This is a genomic window from Halorubrum yunnanense, assembly GCF_026586675.1.
GTDB lineage: Archaea > Halobacteriota > Halobacteria > Halobacteriales > Haloferacaceae > Halorubrum > Halorubrum yunnanense.
Genome location: NZ_JAODIX010000049.1, coordinates 1 through 16,807, shown reverse-complemented (window position 1 = coordinate 16,807; position 16,807 = coordinate 1). Strand labels below are relative to the sequence as shown.

General features: G+C 71.4%; 15 protein-coding genes. 9 read left to right on the top strand and 6 right to left on the bottom strand.

Going from position 1 to position 16,807, the window contains the following annotated elements; translation table 11 throughout:
• Positions 1 to 2,707, bottom strand: a 2,707-nt coding sequence (folP, locus tag N5096_RS11680; RefSeq protein ID WP_267664909.1) for a dihydropteroate synthase, incomplete at its 3' end; no start/stop codon positions are given.
• A 109-nt stretch (positions 2,708 to 2,816) separates the two neighbouring features.
• Here folP and N5096_RS11675 point away from each other — a divergent pair.
• The 3 genes from N5096_RS11675 (at position 2,817) to N5096_RS11665 (ending at position 4,819) form a co-directional block, all read left to right on the top strand.
• A complete protein-coding gene (locus N5096_RS11675; protein ID WP_267664907.1) occupies positions 2,817 to 3,827 on the top strand; it encodes an ABC transporter ATP-binding protein in 1,011 nt (336 codons plus the stop codon).
• Positions 3,824 to 4,579 (top strand): ABC transporter permease, encoded by a 756-nt coding sequence (locus tag N5096_RS11670; RefSeq protein ID WP_267664905.1) that lies wholly within the window; start codon positions 3,824 to 3,826, stop codon positions 4,577 to 4,579. The genes N5096_RS11675 and N5096_RS11670 overlap by 4 nt, the downstream gene beginning before the upstream one ends.
• A 90-nt stretch (positions 4,580 to 4,669) precedes the next feature.
• Complete coding sequence (locus N5096_RS11665) at positions 4,670 to 4,819, top strand: DUF7560 family zinc ribbon protein (protein ID WP_267664931.1); 150 nt, start codon at positions 4,670 to 4,672, stop codon at positions 4,817 to 4,819.
• Positions 4,820 to 4,941: 122 nt separating this feature from the next.
• On the opposite strand, the gene N5096_RS11660 is transcribed toward N5096_RS11665, so the two are convergent.
• From N5096_RS11660 to N5096_RS11650, 3 genes are all read right to left on the bottom strand, one after another.
• Positions 4,942 to 5,397, bottom strand: a complete 456-nt coding sequence (locus N5096_RS11660) for a pyridoxamine 5'-phosphate oxidase family protein (protein WP_267664904.1) — start codon at positions 5,395 to 5,397, stop codon at positions 4,942 to 4,944.
• Positions 5,398 to 5,695: 298 nt separating this feature from the next.
• Positions 5,696 to 5,851 carry a DUF7560 family zinc ribbon protein gene (locus tag N5096_RS11655; RefSeq protein ID WP_267664902.1) on the bottom strand — a complete coding sequence of 52 codons (156 nt, stop codon included), beginning with the start codon at positions 5,849 to 5,851 and terminating at the stop codon, positions 5,696 to 5,698.
• Between the two features lie 96 nt (positions 5,852 to 5,947).
• Positions 5,948 to 6,583, bottom strand: a complete 636-nt coding sequence (locus tag N5096_RS11650) for a helix-turn-helix domain-containing protein (protein WP_267664900.1) — start codon at positions 6,581 to 6,583, stop codon at positions 5,948 to 5,950.
• 180 nt (positions 6,584 to 6,763) lie between these two features.
• On the opposite strand from N5096_RS11650, the gene N5096_RS11645 reads away from it, so the two are divergent.
• From N5096_RS11645 to N5096_RS11625, 5 genes are all read left to right on the top strand, one after another.
• Positions 6,764 to 7,153, top strand: coding sequence for a winged helix-turn-helix domain-containing protein (locus N5096_RS11645; protein WP_267664898.1), 390 nt, complete (start codon positions 6,764 to 6,766; stop codon positions 7,151 to 7,153).
• 73 nt (positions 7,154 to 7,226) lie between these two features.
• Positions 7,227 to 8,924 carry a PAS domain S-box protein gene (locus N5096_RS11640; protein ID WP_267664897.1) on the top strand — a complete coding sequence of 566 codons (1,698 nt, stop codon included), beginning with the start codon at positions 7,227 to 7,229 and terminating at the stop codon, positions 8,922 to 8,924.
• Positions 8,925 to 9,103: 179 nt separating this feature from the next.
• Positions 9,104 to 11,218 carry an acetate--CoA ligase family protein gene (locus N5096_RS11635; RefSeq protein ID WP_267664895.1) on the top strand — a complete coding sequence of 705 codons (2,115 nt, stop codon included), beginning with the start codon at positions 9,104 to 9,106 and terminating at the stop codon, positions 11,216 to 11,218.
• A complete protein-coding gene (locus N5096_RS11630; protein ID WP_267664893.1) occupies positions 11,215 to 12,276 on the top strand; it encodes a phosphotransacetylase family protein in 1,062 nt (353 codons plus the stop codon). Before N5096_RS11635 ends, N5096_RS11630 begins: the two co-directional genes overlap by 4 nt.
• Positions 12,277 to 12,369: 93 nt before the next feature.
• Positions 12,370 to 13,455 (top strand): cell division protein CdpA domain-containing protein, encoded by a 1,086-nt coding sequence (locus N5096_RS11625; RefSeq protein ID WP_267664891.1) that lies wholly within the window; start codon positions 12,370 to 12,372, stop codon positions 13,453 to 13,455.
• Positions 13,456 to 13,490: 35 nt separating this feature from the next.
• Here N5096_RS11625 and N5096_RS11620 read toward each other — a convergent pair whose 3' ends face one another.
• Positions 13,491 to 14,618 (bottom strand): DUF373 family protein, encoded by a 1,128-nt coding sequence (locus N5096_RS11620; RefSeq protein WP_267664889.1) that lies wholly within the window; start codon positions 14,616 to 14,618, stop codon positions 13,491 to 13,493.
• Positions 14,619 to 14,699: 81 nt separating this feature from the next.
• Positions 14,700 to 15,419: a DUF6517 family protein gene (locus tag N5096_RS11615; protein ID WP_267664887.1), complete on the bottom strand. Its 720-nt coding sequence runs from the start codon at positions 15,417 to 15,419 to the stop codon at positions 14,700 to 14,702.
• A gap of 178 nt (positions 15,420 to 15,597) precedes the next feature.
• Between N5096_RS11615 and N5096_RS11610 the strand changes: the two genes are divergently transcribed.
• Positions 15,598 to 16,596 carry a radical SAM protein gene (locus N5096_RS11610; protein ID WP_267664885.1) on the top strand — a complete coding sequence of 333 codons (999 nt, stop codon included), beginning with the start codon at positions 15,598 to 15,600 and terminating at the stop codon, positions 16,594 to 16,596.
• The last annotated feature ends 211 nt before the right edge of the window (positions 16,597 to 16,807 follow it).

Sequence of the window (16,807 nt, the reverse complement as noted above, 5' to 3'; positions counted from 1 at the left end):
CGGCGTCGTTGGGGCTGTCGGGGGGGTGGGCGCCGGGGCCGTCGGAAACCCTGCCCTCAGGGTCCCCGTCCCCGCGGAGCGAGCCGTTCACCGCGGCGGCGACGTCGACCGCGGCGCGGTTCTCCGCCACGTCGTGGACCCGGACGAGGTCGGCCCCGCGGTCGGCCGCGAGCGCGGTGGCCGCGACGGTGGCGTGCTCGCGGTCGTCCGGGCCGCGGTCGACCGCCCCGAACATCGACTTGTGCGAGTGGCCGATGAGCACCGGGCAGTCGAGCGCGTCGAACTCCCCGACGCGGTCGAGGAGTTCGAACGCCTCGGCCGCCGACTTCCCGAAGCCGAGCCCGGGGTCGACGATCACCCGGTCGCGGTCGATCCCGGCCGTGTCGGCGAGCGCCAACCGCTCGCGGAGCGACGCGATGACGTCGCTCACGACGTCGTCGTACTCGGGGTCGCTCGTCGGGTCAACCGGCGCGTCGAGGCTGTGCATCACGACGACCGGGCAGTCCGCGCCGGCGACGACCTCGCGCATCGCGGGGTCCTCCAGCCCGGTGACGTCGTTAATGACGTCCGCGCCGGCGTCTAACGCCGCCTCGGCGACCGGCGCCTTCCGCGTGTCGACCGATATCAGCGCGTCGTCCTCGGCGACCGCCGGCACCGACTGGACCGCCTCGATCGTCGGGACGACCCGGTCGATCTCCTCGTCGACGGGGACCGGGTCCGCGCCCGGCCGGGTCGACTCGCCGCCGACGTCGACGACGTCGACCCCGGCCTCGACCATGCGCTCGACGCCCGCGACCGCGTCCTCAAGCGCCTCGTGGCGCCCGCCGTCGTGGAAGGAGTCGGGCGTGACGTTGAGCACGCCCATCACCGCGGTGCCGTCGGTCCAGGGGTAATCGGGGGCGACGTCCGCGGCGTTCGCATCGCGTTCAGTTTTTAACCCATCTCCGGCGGGCCCGAGCCGGTCGGCGACGTCGATCGCGACGCCGGCGAGCCCCGCGCCCTCCCGCTCGCGCAGCCGGTCGAGCAGATCGCGGTACTCCGCGACCGTCGCGCCGAGCGTGACCGGCACCTGCTCGCCCCCCGGAACGCGCCCGTCGCCCGCGCCGAGCCCCCCGATCGCGGCGTCGCCGCCGACCGCTCGGAGCGCGGCCGCGAGGCGCTCGACGCGGTGGCCGCGCAGCCGGAGCGTCAGGACGCGGTGGTCGATCGCGTCGGCGCGCGCCGCGGCCGCGTCGGGCGGGACCCCGGCCGCGTCGAGCGCCCGGCGAGCGTCGTTCTCGTCGGTAGGTGACCGCGGCGTCACGGTCCGGAGCCGGGCCGCGCGCGCCTCGGCGACCGCGAACAGCGACCCGACGAGTAGCACGCAGTCGCCCGGGTCGGCGCGGGCGACCGCGCGGTCGAACGCGGCGGCCACGTCGTCGCCGACGGTCACCTCGTCGACGCCGGCGGAGCGGAGCGCGGCCGCGAGCACCTCCGGGTCTTCCGCGCGGTCGAGCGCCGGCCGACAGGTGACCGCCGAGGCGGCGTCGGGGAGCGCCCCCGCGGCACCCGCGTGGTCCTTGTCGTGCATCGCCGCGTACACGAGGTGGAGGTCGTCGTAGTCGTACTCCGCGAGCGTGCCCGCGAGCGTCCGGCAGGCGGCCGGGTTGTGCGCGCCGTCGAGCACCGTGAGCGGCGCCGTGTCGACCACTTCGAACCGTCCCGGCCACGTCGCCCGGGCGAGCCCCTCGCGGACGGCGGCCTCAGGGAGGGGCCCCTCCGCGTCGTCGGCGCCATTAATCGGCTCCGCAGCCACCGCCGCTGCGGTCCGCCTAGCCAGCGCGACGGCGACCCCCGCGTTCGTCGCCTGGTGGTCGCCGACGAGCGGGATCCGATAGGTGCCCGCCACCTCGCCGGCGAGCGTCACCTCGGCGTCGGTCGGGCTCACGCGCCCGTCGTAGGCGACTGAGAGGGCGGGGGCCGGGTCGGAGTCGTCGGCGTCGGCGCTCCCCTCTCGGTCCGCGTCCCCTTCCCGGTCCGCGTCCCCTTCTCGGTCCGCATCCGGCCCCGCCACCGTCGCGACCGGTGCGCCCGCCTCGCCGGCGGCCTCGCGGACGACGTCGAGCGCCTCGCCCTCGCAGGCCGTCACGAAGGGCGCGCCCGGCTCGGCGATCCGGGACTTGGTCCGAGCGATCTCCGCTACCGTGTCGCCGAGGACCGCGGTGTGCTCGAGCGAGACGTTCGTCACGGCGGTCGCGACGGGGGCGACCGCGCTGGTCGCGTCGTACTCGCCGCCGAGCCCGACCTCCAGCACCGCGACGTCGACGTCGCGGCGCGCGAAGTCGCGGATCGCCATCGCCGTGACGACCTCGAAGAAGGTGAGGGGCTCGCCGGCTGCGGCGCGCTCGACGAGCCACGGCTTCGCCTCCTCGACGAACGCCGTGATCGCCGCTTCGGTCATCGCCAGCCCGTCGACCCGGACGCGCTCGGCGAGCGCCGAGAGGTGCGGCGAGGTGTAGAGGCCGACCGAGAGCCCGGCCTCGCGCAGGATCGACTCGGTCATGCGCGCCGTGCTCCCCTTCCCGTTCGAGCCGGCCACCTGCACGAACGGCACGTCCTCCTCGGGGTTGCCGAGCCGGTCGAGCAGCGCCGCGATCCGCTCGGTCCCCGGCTTGACCGAGAAGCGGCGGAGGTCGAAGAGGAACCCCGCCGCCTCGTGGTAGTCCATGTCCGTGGGTCGGCGTCGCGTCGCTTAGGCGTAACGGACCGGGGCGGACCGAGCGGCTGCCCCGCGGCGAAGAGCAACCCTTAGGCGCGCGGCAGCCCGACCCGATCGCATGAACGAGACCGCGGCCGCGTCGGCGGCCGAGGAGGCGACGCGGGGACGCGACGCCGCCACCGACCCGGTCCTCGTCGGCGAGGGCGTCCAGCGGTCGTACGGCGACGTCGTCGCGCTCGACGGGGTGGACCTCCGCGTCGAGGCCGGCGAGGTGTTCGGGCTCATCGGCCCCAACGGCGCTGGCAAGACCACGCTCGTCCGTGCGCTGACGGGGACGACCGACGCCGAGGGCGACCTGCGCGTCTTCGGCGCCCCGCCCCCCGAGGTCGACCCGCAGCGGATCGGCCTGCTCCCGCAGTCGTTCGACCCGCCGGAGCGGCTCACGGCGACCGAGCTCGTCGAGTACTACGGCGGGCTCTACGACGACGCCCGCGACGTCGAGTCGGTCCTGCGGGACGTGGGGATGGCCGACGACGCCGACGCGTGGTACGAGACGCTCTCGGGCGGGCAGCAGCGCCGGACCTGCGTCGCGACCGCCGTCGTCAACGACCCGGACCTCCTCTTCCTCGACGAGCCGACGACGGGGATCGACCCGGCCGGGCGGCGGTCGATCCACCGCCTGATCGAGCGGCTCGCCGACGGCGGCACGACGGTCTTCCTCACGAGCCACGCGATGGACGAGGTCGAGCGGCTCGCCGACCGCGTCGCCCTGCTCCGAGACGGCGCAGTCGTCGCCGTCGGGCCGCCCGGCGATCTGATCGCCGAACACGGCGGGGCGCCCCGGCTGGACGTGACTCTCGACGGGGGCGCGAGCGAGGAGGTCGCCGAGCGTATCGAGGCGGGCCTCGCGGGCGGCGTCGCGGTCGAGTCGACCCGCGACGGGCTGCGGGTCAGCGGCGTTCGACCCGAAGCGATCGGCGACGCGGTCGACGCGCTCGACGTCGCCTTCGAGTCGCTCGCGTGGAGCGAGCCCTCGCTGGAGGACGTCTACCTGCGGCTCACCGGCGAGGAGTACTCGCCGCGGGAGGGGACTCTCGAGGAGGCCCTCAGAGACGGGGGCGACCGATGACGCGGGTCGGTCGGATCCGCACCGAGGCGACCGCGTCGGCGCGGTCGTTCCTCCGCCGACGGACGGCGGTGTTCTTCACGTTCTTCTTCCCCGTGATCCTCGTGGTCATCTTCGGCGCCTTAGTCCGCACGCAGCCGACCGGCGGCGGCCTGTTCGCGGAGCCGGCGGGGTACTACATCCCCGGCTACCTCGCGGTCGTCGTCCTCTTTACCCCCCTCTCGCGGGTCGGCTCCGAGATCGCGCGCCACCGCGACGGGGGCCGGTTCGAGAAGCTGGCGACGACGCCGCTCTCGCGGGGGGAGTGGCTCCTCGCGCACACCCTCGTCAACGTCGGGATCATCGGCGCAGCGAGCCTCCTGATCTTCGCGCTCGTGCTCGCGGTGACCGACGCCGAGCCGGTCGTCTCGCCCGCGCTCGCCGTCCTCCCCGTCTTCGTCGCCGTCGGCGTCGCGCTGTTCTGCGGGCTCGGGGCGGTCCTCGGCGCCCTCACCGACTCGCAGGACGGCGTGATCGCCGCGAGCAACACGGTCGCGCTCCCGCTGCTCTTCCTCTCGGAGACGTTCGTCTCGCCCGACCTGCTGCCGGCGTGGTTCCGCCCGGCCGTCGCCGCCTCGCCGCTGACGTACTTCGCGCGCGGGACGCGGGCGGTCGTCCACGAGCCCGCCGCCTGGGCCGGCGACCTCGGCGTCCTCTCGGTCCTCGCGGTCGCGTTCCTCGCGGCCGGCGCGTACGCGGTCCCGCGGACGGACTGAGGGGGAATCGGGTCGCTCGGGAGGGGCGCCGCCGAAGCCGGTCATTTATATCGCCCGGCGCCGTTGCCGTGAGACGAGAGAGGTCCAGTGTTGACGACCGTTCACTTCACCTGTTCGGACTGCGCGCAGACCATCGAGGTCAACGGGGAGATGCGGGAGACGATCCTCGAGGCCGGCTGTCCGGTCTGTACGACCGCCGCCAGCGAAGGCGACTTCGCCGCCGAGACCGACGACGAGTAGCGTCGCGCCCGGACGGCGCGGGCGGGTCCGAAGGGGAGAAAGGGGCTCTTCGTACGCGGATCACCGTCGGGAGTCGGACCGGGGTTCCGCGTCGGAAGGACGCGCTCGCCGGCGACCGCGCTCTACTCCTCGTCGCGGTCGATGACGATCGTCCGGCCGGTGAGCCGCTCGGGGGTGAACCGGTAGAGGTCGATGTCGAGGTCGGACTTCCCGTCGGCCCAGATCTCGAAGAGGGGGCGGCGGGTCTCCCCGTACTGCGCGATCGTCTCGGGCGTGAGCTCGTCGAGGTCGACGCGGCGGAGCGTGCCGACGCCGACGACGCTGCCGTACTCGTCGCCGTCCTCCTCGTACACGACGATCCGCGCCTGGGGGGCCGAGGCGAGGAACTCGCGCTTCTCGCTGTCGGGCGTCGACACCAGCCGAAGGAAGGTGTCGCGGGACTCCTCGTCGAACCCGTAGGATATCGGGATCGCGTACGGCGTCTCGTCGCGCGCGAGCGAGAGGACGCCGGTCTCGTGCCGCGAGAGGAACGCGTCGACCTCCGCGTCGGTCATCTCGACCTCGCTGTTCGTCGCCATACGCAAGAGGTCGGCGTACGACCGGATAAAGGACACGAGACGGATCGGGACCGCGGGAGCGACGGGGGCGGCGCGGAGGCCGAGACGGCGAGAGATGCGGAGGCGACGAGAGATGGGGGGGGCGACGGGGGATGCGGGGGCGACGAGAGATGCGAAGACGACGAGAGATGCGAAGACGACGAGAGATGCGAAGACGACGAGAGATGCGAAGACGACGAGAGATGCGAAGACGACGAGAGATCCGGAGGCCACGAGAGAGGCCGAGGCGACGGGAGGCGGCGAGAACTGCGCCGAGCCGCTACGGGGTCTGCGGGTCGGCGATGTCGCTCTCGGTGATCGGCTCCCCGCAGACGACACAGCCCACGTCGAGCAGCGTCGCCCGCATGGCGTCGTCCACCTCGATCGACCGACGACACTCCGGGCAGACGAACGTGTGGGTCCGTTGAGTCGTCATGGATACGCGTACGACACAGATACTCATGAAGGATGGATCGGATTCCTGAAGTTTCGGAATCCGATCAATCGAGACCGGCCGCCGATCGCCCGGCCCTCAGTCGAGCAGCGTCGAGAGGAGCTTCCGCTGTGCGGCCGCGATATGCTCGCTGAACGTCGAGCGGTCGATCCCGAGCGAGTCGGCGACCTCGCCGGCGTTCGCCCCCTTCGGGTGGTCGAAGTAACCGGCGTCGTAGGCGGCCGTGAGGACCTCGCGCTGGCGCTCGGTGAGGTCGCTCCGGTCGACGGTGACGAGGTCCGACTCCTCCGGCGTCGACGACGACTGGAGGAGCCGCAACACCTCCATGTCGGGGGAAGATTCCCGGAACGCGTCGAGCACCGACCGGAGCGTCGGGAGGTCGGTCGCGTGGAACGTGACGAGGAGCCGCCCGTCCCGGACGGTCGTCTCCGCCACGGGAAGCCCGTGGCGGTCGAGCACCGCGAACGGCGAGTCCTCGTCGGGGTCGGTCTCGAACCGGTAGGCGGCCTTGGCGCCGTAGTCGAAGACGACGTCGACCCCCTCGGGCACCGACAGGTCGGCGTCGCCGATGAACTCGAAGACGACCGCCCCGGCGGCCTCGTCGGGCGCGCTACGCGCGACGCTGTAGATCGGCGTCGAACCGTCGGCGACTCCGTCGAACGGCGACGGCGTTCCCGCCGGGAGCGAGACCTCCGCCCTGATACCGGATCCCATCTGCGTCCGTCCGTGACCGCCCCCGGGCAAAACGTTGACGGCGCGGACTCGTCGGCGACCGCGTCGGGCGGTTCGACGGCGTCGGGTCCGGAGCGGAACGGTCGACCTCGGCGCCCACTTATAAAACACCCCATATATGCAGGGTCGGTGTTGGGGTAGCTGGAGGCGGTACCTACATCCATGAAGCGACAGGCCTCGTACGCGACCGGACCGACGACGGCGACCGAGGGCGACGAGACGCTCGACGCGACGTTCGAAGCCCTCGCGGACCCCGACTGCCGAGCGATCCTCGGCGCCGCCGACGCACCGATGACCACGAGCGAGCTGGCCGACGCGTGCGACATCGCGCTCTCGACGGCCTACCGGAAGGTCGAACGGCTGAGCGAGACGCCGCTGCTGGTCGAGGGCGTCCGCTTCGACCCCGAGGGGGACCACGCCGCCGAGTACAGCCGCGGCGCCACCGACGCGGCGGTCGAACTCGGGGACGACGGCGTGACGCTGACCGTCGAGGACGAGAGCGTCGACTCGCTCGCCGCGACCGCGGAGACGACCGGTATCTCGGCCGACTAACTCCGAGGCGCTGGTTTTTCCTCGTGATAATCGGGCGATCAGCCTTATATATCGGCTGGCGAACCTATTCCGCATGCACGACGGGCCGGATCCCGAAACCCTCCTAAACCTGGCTCAGGACAAGATCGTGGTCCTCGACGAGGACGGGGTCTACCGTCACCTGAACGCCGCCACGGCCGACGTGATCGGGTTCGACCCGGAGGAACTCGTCGGGAGGGACGCGTTCGAGCTCGTCCACCCCGAAGACGAGGAACGGCTCCGAGAGACGTTTGCCGCGATCGTCGCCGGCGAGGCCGAGCCCGACGAGCCGATCGAGTACCGCTACGCGACCGGCGACGGCGGCTGGGCGTGGCTCCGGACGCGGGTCCACGCGCCCGCATCGACGGGGGTCGACGGCTACGTGTTGACCTCCCGCGACGTGACGCGAGAGGTGGAGTCGCGGCGGCGGCTGGAGACGATCGCCTCGGTGTCGCCGGACGTGTTCTGGATGTTCACCGCGGACTGGTCCGAGCTGCTGTTCGTCAACGACGCCGTCGAACGGGTGTTCGACGTCTCGGCCGAGCGGCTCGAAAACGACCCGCAGGTGTTCCTCGACTCGATCCACCCCGACGACCGACCGTACGTCGAGCGGGCGATGGAGCGGCTCTCCGCCGGCGAGTCGACGCTGATCGACTACCGGATGGGAACGCCCGACGGGGCCACGCGCTGGGTTCGGGCGCCCGGCGAGCCGGTCGTGGAGGGCGACGAGGTCGTCGCGGTCACCGGCTTCGCGCGCGACGTCACCGACGAGTACCGCCGCGAGCGCCAGCTCGCCGTGATGGACAACCTGCTTCGGCACACGATCCGCAACGACATGAACATCGTCGACGGCACCGCGGAGCGGATCGCCGACCGCGTGGCGGCCGCGGAGGCGTCAGACCCGGAGGGGTCGTCGAGCGATCCGACCGGAGTGGCCGGTCTCGAAGCGGAGATCACGGAGCACGCGGAGACGATCCGGCGGATCGCCTCCGACCTGCTGACGACCGCCGAGAAGCAGCGCGGCGTCATCGACCTCCTCCGCCAGCGCGATTCGCCTCGGTCGGTGGCGATCGCGCCCGTCGTCGAGGAGGCGATCGACATGGTCGTCGACGACTGCGACGGCCGCGACGGGGTCGAGGTTGACTACCGCGAACCGAGCGACGGCGGGGCGGCCGCCGACGGGCCGCACGACTTCGAGTCGGCCGGCGGCGGGCCGCGAGACCGCGAACGGGACCCCGACGGCGACGCCGTCGCGAGCGTCTCTGTCTCGTACCCGCGGGACGTGCAGGCGTTCACGCACCCGGAGCTGGACTACGCGATCGCTGAGCTCGTCGAGAACGCCATCGAACACGCGGAGTCGACGCCGCGCGTCCGGATCGACGTGACGGAGTCGGCCGACGGCGTCGAGATCGCGATCCGGGACAACTGCCCGCCCATCCCGGCGGAGGAGCGGTACGTCATCACCGACCGGTGGGAGATGGACGACCTCCGCCACACCGGCGGGATGGGACTGTGGCTCGTCTACTGGGTCGCGAACCGGTCCGGCGGCGACCTCTCCTTCGACACCCACCAGGACGGCAACGTCGTCACGCTGTCCGTGCCGAGCACCGGACGGGAGAAGGGGGAGGGTTCGCTCGCGCCGGCCCCTCCCGACCGGCCGCAGACGGCGGCGAACCGCGCGGATCAGGACGGGGGCGCCGAGGGGCGCGGTGGCCCCGGTCCGGCAGCTGAGAGCGGGGCGGAGACCGACTGAGAGCGCGGGGCGGAGACCGACTGAGAGCGCGGGGCGGACGGAGGGAGAAGCGCACGGTCCCCCGAACCGGACGACTCCCCACCGAGTCAGACGGCCCCCGATCGGTCGTTCGTTATTGACGCGGTTACCGAAAGCGCTCCCACGGATCTTAAGCCGGCGGTTCGCGTAGTTCGGGCCTGATGGGTACGCTCAATGAGCTGTTCGACCCGGATCGGGTCGCCGTCGTCGGCGCGACCGCCCGAGAGGGGGCCGTCGGACGCGCCGTCACGTCGAATCTGCTCGACGACTTCGACGGCGACACCGTTCCCGTCAACCCGAACTACGACGGGGTGCTCGGGACGCCCTGCGTCGACGAGGTGTCCGACGCGGACGCCGACGTGGCCGTGGTCGTCGTGCCGCCCTCGATCGTGTTGGACGCGATCGAAGCGTGCGGCGAGGCGGGCGTCCAGAACGTCGTCGTGATCACCGCCGGGTTCGGCGAGACGGGAGAGGACGGGGCGGCGAGGGAGCGGCGCCTCGTGGAGATAGCCGACAAGCACGACCTCAACCTCGTCGGCCCTAACAGCCTGGGGATCATGTCGACGCCCTCGGGCATGAACGCGACGTTCGGTCCGGAGAACGCGCTGCCCGGCGGGCTCTCCTTTATGAGCCAGTCCGGCGCGTTCGTCACTGCGGTCCTCGACTGGGCCAACGACAACGGCATCGGGTTCAAGGACGTCGTCTCGCTCGGGAACAAGGCCGTCCTCGACGAGACGGACTTCGTCGACCACTGGGGCGGCGACGAGGAGACCGACGTGATCATCGGATACCTTGAGGGGATCGAGGACGGCCGCGAGTTCATCGAGGCCGCCCGCGAGACGACCGAAGACACCCCGATCGTCGCCGTGAAGTCGGGGCGGACGAGCGCCGGGGCGCAGGCCGCCTCCTCGCACACCGGCACCCTCGCCGGCTCCGAGAAGGCGTACGAGGCGGGGCTCGACCAGGCGGGCGTCATCCGCGCGGAGTCGGTCGACGAGCTGTTCGACTCGGCGGGCATCCTCGGGAGCCAGCCGCTCCCCGACACCGACAGCGTCGCCATCGTCACCAACGCCGGCGGCCCCGGCGTGATGGCGACCGACGCCGTCGGCGACGCCGACCTCGACATGGCGTCGTTCACCGCCGAGACGACCGACGCGCTCGCGGAGTCGATGCCCGACGAGGCGAACATTCACAACCCCGTCGACGTGATCGGCGACGCCGACGTGGAGCGGTTCCGCGAGGCCCTGGAGATCACCGCCGCCGCCGACAACGTCGGGGCGGCCCTCGTGTTGGCCGCCCCGACGGCGACGATCGACTTCGCGGACCTCGCGGACGCCATCGAGGCGGTCAGCGAGGAGATGGACGCCCCCGTCGCCGCCTGCCTGATGGGGGGCGACCGGACGCGCGAGCCGAAACAGCAGCTGCAGGCGAGGGGGATCCCCTGTTACTTCGACCCCGCCCGCGGGATCGAGAGCCTCGCGACGCTCGCCGAGTACCGCGACATCAGGGAGCGCGAGTACGCGCCCCCGATGTCGTTCGACGTCGACCGCGAGCGCGCCGCCGAGATCCTCGGGACGGTGCGCGACCGCGACGACAACCGCCTCGGCGTGGAGGCGATGGAGCTGCTCGACGCGTACGGGATCCCCACGCCCGACGGCGAGATCGTCGATTCGCCCGATCGCGCCGCCGAGGTCGCGGCCGGCATCGACGGCGACGTCGTGATGAAGATCGTCTCCCCCGACATCCTCCACAAGTCAGATATCGGCGGCGTCGCCGTCGGCGTCGGCGACGAGGACGTGGCGGACACCTACGAGGACCTGATCACCCGCGCGCGGAACTACCAGCCGGACGCGACCCTGCTCGGCGTGCAGGTCCAGGAGATGGTCGACCTCGACGACGGGGTCGAGACGATCGTCGGCATGAACCGCGACCCGCAGTTCGGCCCGCTGCTGATGTTCGGGCTCGGCGGCATCTTCGTGGAGGTGATGGAGGACACCACCTTCCGCGTCGCGCCCGTCTCCGAGCCAGAGGCCCGCGAGATGACCGAGGAGATCCAGTCGGCGCCGCTGCTGCGCGGCGCCCGTGGCCGCGATCCGGTCGACGTCGACGCCGTGATCGAGACGATCGGCCGGCTCTCGCAGCTGGTCACGGACTTCCCGGCCATCCTCGAACTCGACATCAATCCGCTCGTCGCACTGCCCGACGCCGGCGACGGCACGAACGCCGCTGCCGTCGACGTGAGACTCACCGTTGACCCGGAGGAACTCGACTCATGACAGACACCACCACGACACTCGTCACCGCGACCGGAGAAGGCGCCGGAAAGACAGCGATCACCGTCGCGCTCGCGCGGCTCGCGGCCGACCGCGACCGCGGCGTCGGCTACATGAAGCCGAAGGGGACGCGGCTCCAGTCGAACGTCGGCAAGACGCTCGATCAAGACCCGATGCTCGCCCGCGAGGTGCTCGACCTCGACGCCGAGATGCACCAGATGGAGCCGGTCGTCTACTCCCCAACGTTCGTTCAGGGCGCGATCCGCGGCACCGAGGACGCCGGCGCTCTCAGCGACCGGATCCGCGAGGAGTACGAGGAGCTCTCGGCCGACCGCGACCGCATGTTCATCGAGGGCGGCGGGAGCTGGACCACCGGCGGGGTCGTCGACCTCACGGACGTCGACGTCGCGGAGCTGCTCGACGCGCGGGTCGTCCTCGTCGCCGGGTACTCCTCGCCGAACGACCTCGACGACGTACTCGCGGCCGCCGACGCCTTCGGCGACCGGCTGGCAGGGGTCGTGTTCAACAAGGTCTCCGACGACGCGTTCGACTCGCTCGGGCAGGACGGGATCCCGTTCCTCGAGTCGCGGGGGATCACCGTGTTCGGCGCGATCCCCCACGAGAAGGAGCTCGCGGGCGTCACCGTCGGGGAGCTCGCGGACGAGCTCGGCGCCGAGCTGCTCACCGACGCGCCGACGGACGGCTTCGTCGAGCGCTTCCTCGTCGGCGCGATGGGCGGCGACGAGGCGCTTCGGTACTTCAGACGCGCCCGCGACGCCGCCGTCATCACCGGCGGCGACCGCGCCGACGTCCAGACCGCGGCGCTCGACGCGTCGGGCGTGGCGTGTCTCGTCCTGACCGGCGGCCACCGCCCCTCCGGCGCGGTGCTCGGCAAGGCGGCCGACGCCGGCAAGCCCGTCCTCGCCGTGAACACCGACACGGTCACGGCCATCGACCGCGCCGAGGGGATCGTCCGCAGCGGGCGGACCCGAGACGCGCGCACGGTCGATCGGATGGCGGAGCTGCTCGACGCGCACGTCGACGTCGACGCGCTGGTCTGAGGGGCCGTCGTCGGGCCCGTCGGCCCCCTCCCGTCCCCCGCCGCGGGCGAACGTCTGACATACTGTTTTCAGGGAGGACGACGTAGGCCGCGTATGACCAGTCTCTCGGAAGCGTACGGCGGACGAGGGCGCTCCGAGGTCGACCCGCGTCGGCTGTACCTCGGCGTGGGCTCGTTCGTCGGCGGAACCCTGCTGCTCGTCGTCGGGCTCCTCGTGGCCGCGGAGGTCACGCTCCCGAGCGGCTACAGCTCCGGCGAGGCGCGGCGGCTCGGCGGCGTACTCGGCGGCGTGGGGCTCCCGCTGGTGTTGCTCGGGGTGATGACCGTCCTCCCCGCGGACCGGAACACGCGCGTCGCGGCCGTCGTCGGGGCGAGCGTGATGTGTCTCGGCGTCGCGCTGTTCGCGTACGCCTACCCCTACCACTGGGTCAGCGGGCCGCGGCCGGAGCTGACCGACCTCACGCTGCCAACTGCGGGGCTGTACTTCGTCGGTGCCGCGACGACGCTGTGGAGCGTGTTCATCGGCGTCGCTAACTTCAAGACGCGAAACGACCCGGGCGGCACCGTCACGATGGAGGTGACCCACAAGGGCGAGACGAAGATCATCGAGGTCGGTCGCGACCAGATCGACGGGATGGGCGGCGCCGGGCTCCTCGGCGGCACCCCCGACGGCAACGTCGAGACGCAGACGAACCGACCGGACCGCGACGGTCGGACGGACGCGTCGACCGGAACCGGATCGGCGGTAGGGAACGGCTCGCAGTCAGGGAGCGGGGCGTCGTCCGGTGTGGGGCCGACGACCGACTCGGAATCCGGCTTCGGCACGGGGTCGTCGGGCTCCGTCTCGGGAAGGCAAGCGGGCGGCTCCGCCGGCGTGAGCGACGGCGGCGAGGCCGATGCGGGCATCCGGTCGCCGCTCGACGACGCGGGACCGACGGGCGGGCCCTCCGGGCCGAACGGGCCCACGGAACCGGAAGACGGGGGGCGGGGCGGCGCCGGGGACGCCGGCGTCTCGCCCGGCGTCGACGCCGCCGCGCGCGACGGCCCCGGCGACACGTACTGCGGGAACTGCGCGCACTTCGACTACGTCCGGACCGATCAGGGGATGCAGCCGTACTGCGGTCGCTACGACGATCTGATGGACGACATGGACGCCTGCGAGGAGTGGACGCCGCGGTAGCCCCCCGGAACGCACCTGATACGCCGCCTCGCCGCCTACCCGCTCTTTCGCTCGCCGACGCCCGCCGTCGACGGGAGCTGCGACTCCGCGACGGCGAACGCGAGCGTACTCAACACGGCCGTGAGCGTCCCGGCCGCGAGCGCCATCGCGAGGTCCGAGAGCGCGAGCGACGTGACGCCCTGCGCGGCCGGCAGGAAGAACCCGGAGACGGCGTACAGCACGACCGCGATGGAGAGCACGTAGAAGGGGGCGTTGAGGTAGCGCCACCGGAACCGACCGCCGAGGTACTCGTCGGTGATCTGACCGAGGCTGGAGGTGACCCCGGCGACCGCGAGCCACTGGACGAAGCCGTGGACGAACGCCGCGAGGGTCACGCCGAGGGTGACCGAACCGCCCCGAGCCGCGCTGACGGCCCCGACCGTCTCGATCCCCTGCACGCCGCCGACGACGATCAGGGCGAACGCGACGACGTAGGTGACGAGGGTCACCCGGCCCGTGTAGAGGACGTTCCGCACTGTCGAGGCCGCCCCGTCGACGGTCTCCTCCAGTCCGAGCCCGCGAAACAGCGAGTAGAGTCCGACGATCCCGGAGAGGATCCCGAGGACGGCCGCGCCGGCGACGTCGAAGAGGTTCGCGACGACCACCAAGGGGTAGATGAGGAGGAGGACGCCGAGCGGGACCAGGATCGTCCCGCGGGTCTCGGGGTCCCCCAGCACCTGCTTGATCGTGTAGTAGAGCGATTCGAGGTCCTGCGCCTGCCGGACGACGACGCGGCGCATCCCGTCGATTGGCATCCGCGAGCGGATGACGGGGAGGACGGACTCGTCTTGGGCGCCGTCGGTGATCACCACCGCGGAGACCTCCTCGCCGGTCGACAGCTCGGCGAGGACGCGGTCGACTTCCTTGCCGACCGCGCGGTTCGCCTTCACGTCGGAGCCGTCGACGCCGGTGACGGCGGCGACCTCGACCGCCTCGCCGCCGGCCGCCAGCTCGTCGTGGACGTTCACGCCCTGGAAGAGGACGTTCACGTCCGAGTCCTCCGGGTCAGCCGTCGCGAGCGCGACGGCGGCCTCGGTGACGTCGTCCGCCCCGATCACCGGGGTCGGGATCCCGGTCTTGCGGCCGAGGTCGTCGTCGAGGTCGACGCAGAGGACCAACAGCATTACGCGACGCTAAGCGAGGCGCCGACATATGTTTTCGGCTCGGTCGCGGCGCGCAGACTCGTCGGGCGGGCCGTGGTGGTGTTAGCTCTCGTCGCGCGGCTCGTGTTCGATCCCGTTCATCATGGAACGGACGCTCTCACCGTCGCCGAGCGGCGCGGGGTACGCGGCTAGCGGGAGGACGTAGTCGCTGCCGGCCTCAACGGTGTCCCCGACGTGGAACTCGAGTTCGACGCTGACGCCGGTTCCCTCGATTTCCCCGTCGGCCGAGTACACGACGACAGGGGCGTCGGTGCCGAGGATATCCGTGGTGTACTCGGAGCCGCGTTCGAGGTCGCTGACGCCCTCGTAGCGGTCCGCGATCAGCGCGGCGCGTTCGTCGGGGCTGAGGTCGGCGATCGGATTGAACGCCTGGCCGAGCACCTCGACTTTCGGCGTCGCCAGCGCGGCGAAGACGGCCGCCTGGTAGCTCTCGCCGAAGAGGTCGACGGCCTTGTCGTACTCGGCGATGTTGTTCGTCAGCCGGACCTCCCGGGTCGACCCCGCCGCCTCGAACTCCCGCGTGACGACCTGCTCGGAAACGTCGTTGAGATCGTAGCCCGTTTCGGAGAGCGTCGCGTCCGCGACCGTCGCGGTGCCCGCGCCGAACTCGATCGGCCCGTCGCCGGTGACGGCGTCAAGCGCGGTGCAGCCGGCCAGCCCGGCGAGCGCGACTCCGCCGGCCGTGGCGAGCGCGCGGCGGCGGGTGAGCGCCTCGGTGTCGGCGGAGTCGGTCGTCTCGTCGGCGGTCGGCTCTCGGTTCATACCTGTCAGTCGCGCGGGCGGCGGTACATACTTTGTGTTCGTTTTGGGAAACAGAAACGACGCCGGCGGTTTCGCGGACGCGACGCGATGGCACCGCGGAACGCCCCCGTGAGAACGGCTCCCCTGGGAGCACGCGGTTCGGACGCTTTTTCAGGCCGCGGCCGGTATGAACGGGTAGATGATCTCCAAGGGCTGCGAACAGTGCGCCAAGGGCGGCAAGATGGTGCTGTTCGTCTACGGCTACTGCGACCAGCGGGACTGCTTCTACTGCCCCCTCGGAGAGAACCGGAAGAACGTCACCGACGTGTACGCCAACGAGCGGAAAGTCGAGTCCGACGGGGACGTGATCGAGGAGGCCAAGCGCATGAGCGCGCTCGGCACCTCGATCACCGGCGGCGAGCCGCAGGAGGCGATGGCGAAAACGTGCCGGTACCTCGAACTGCTGAAAGACGAGTTCGGGGAGGACCACCACACGCACCTCTACACCGGGATCACGGGCGGGCGCGAGAACATGCGCCGCCTCTCGGAGGCGGGCCTCGACGAGATCCGCTTCCACCCGCCGCTCGAGATGTGGGGCGAGATGCACGGAACCGAGTGGGAGGAGATCCTCCACATCGCACGCGAGGAGGGGCTCACTCCCGCCTTCGAGATCCCCGGCATCCGCGCGGAGCCGGAGTTCCTGGAGTTCTTAGACGAGGGGGCCGCCGAGTTCTGTAACATCAACGAGTTCGAAATGAGCGACGGCAACTACCGCCGGATGCAGGAGGAGGGGTTCGAGCTGCAGGACGACCACATGTCCGCCGTCGAGGGGTCGAAAGCCGACGCGATCGTCTCCGAGATGGCGAGCCACGAGAAGGTGTACTTCTGTACGTCGGTGTTCAAAGACGCCGCCCAGCACCGGAACCGCCTGAAGCGGATGGCGAAGAACATCCGACGCGAGTTCGACGAGGTGACGGACGACGGCACGCTTGTCTACGGGAAGGCGTTCGCCGACGCCGACCGCTTCGAAACGCTCGGCGTCCCCGAGGAGTTCTACACGGTCAAGTCGGGGCACGTCGAGGTCGCGTGGTGGCTCCTCGAGGAGATGGTCGAGGACGGCGACCTCGACGAGGGCGAGATCGTCGAGCAGTACCCGACGGTCGACGGGACCGTGGTCGAGCGCACCCCGGTCGCCTGAAGCGACGAGTTCGGTCTTCCGAGTCGGGTTTCGGTTTGTCGTGTGACGAACTGGCGCTGAGCTACCGGTCTGTTGTGCGGTGGCGCGCGCCTGCGAGCGCCCGAAGGGCGCGAGTCAGCGCGCGCGAGACTGGGGAGGCGTGATACGGTCGTGCGAAACTATTTACCGTTATAGATTCAATTTTGTGTAATGAGTCGGTTGGACGATATCT

What these genes read in the sequence shown, in the direction of transcription:
- N5096_RS11675 (WP_267664907.1), top strand. Translation starts at nt 2,817, where the DNA reads ATGAACGAGACCGCGGCCGCGTCGGCGGCCGAGGAGGCGACGCGGGGA.
- N5096_RS11670 (WP_267664905.1), top strand. Translation starts at nt 3,824, where the DNA reads ATGACGCGGGTCGGTCGGATCCGCACCGAGGCGACCGCGTCGGCGCGG.
- N5096_RS11650 (WP_267664900.1), bottom strand. Translation starts at nt 6,583, where the DNA reads ATGGGATCCGGTATCAGGGCGGAGGTCTCGCTCCCGGCGGGAACGCCG.
- N5096_RS11610 (WP_267664885.1), top strand. Translation starts at nt 15,598, where the DNA reads ATGATCTCCAAGGGCTGCGAACAGTGCGCCAAGGGCGGCAAGATGGTG.
- N5096_RS11645 (WP_267664898.1), top strand. Translation starts at nt 6,764, where the DNA reads ATGAAGCGACAGGCCTCGTACGCGACCGGACCGACGACGGCGACCGAG.
- N5096_RS11640 (WP_267664897.1), top strand. Translation starts at nt 7,227, where the DNA reads ATGCACGACGGGCCGGATCCCGAAACCCTCCTAAACCTGGCTCAGGAC.
- N5096_RS11625 (WP_267664891.1), top strand. Translation starts at nt 12,370, where the DNA reads ATGACCAGTCTCTCGGAAGCGTACGGCGGACGAGGGCGCTCCGAGGTC.
- N5096_RS11635 (WP_267664895.1), top strand. Translation starts at nt 9,104, where the DNA reads ATGGGTACGCTCAATGAGCTGTTCGACCCGGATCGGGTCGCCGTCGTC.
- N5096_RS11660 (WP_267664904.1), bottom strand. Translation starts at nt 5,397, where the DNA reads ATGGCGACGAACAGCGAGGTCGAGATGACCGACGCGGAGGTCGACGCG.
- N5096_RS11620 (WP_267664889.1), bottom strand. Translation starts at nt 14,618, where the DNA reads ATGCTGTTGGTCCTCTGCGTCGACCTCGACGACGACCTCGGCCGCAAG.
- N5096_RS11615 (WP_267664887.1), bottom strand. Translation starts at nt 15,419, where the DNA reads ATGAACCGAGAGCCGACCGCCGACGAGACGACCGACTCCGCCGACACC.
- N5096_RS11630 (WP_267664893.1), top strand. Translation starts at nt 11,215, where the DNA reads ATGACAGACACCACCACGACACTCGTCACCGCGACCGGAGAAGGCGCC.
- N5096_RS11655 (WP_267664902.1), bottom strand. Translation starts at nt 5,851, where the DNA reads ATGACGACTCAACGGACCCACACGTTCGTCTGCCCGGAGTGTCGTCGG.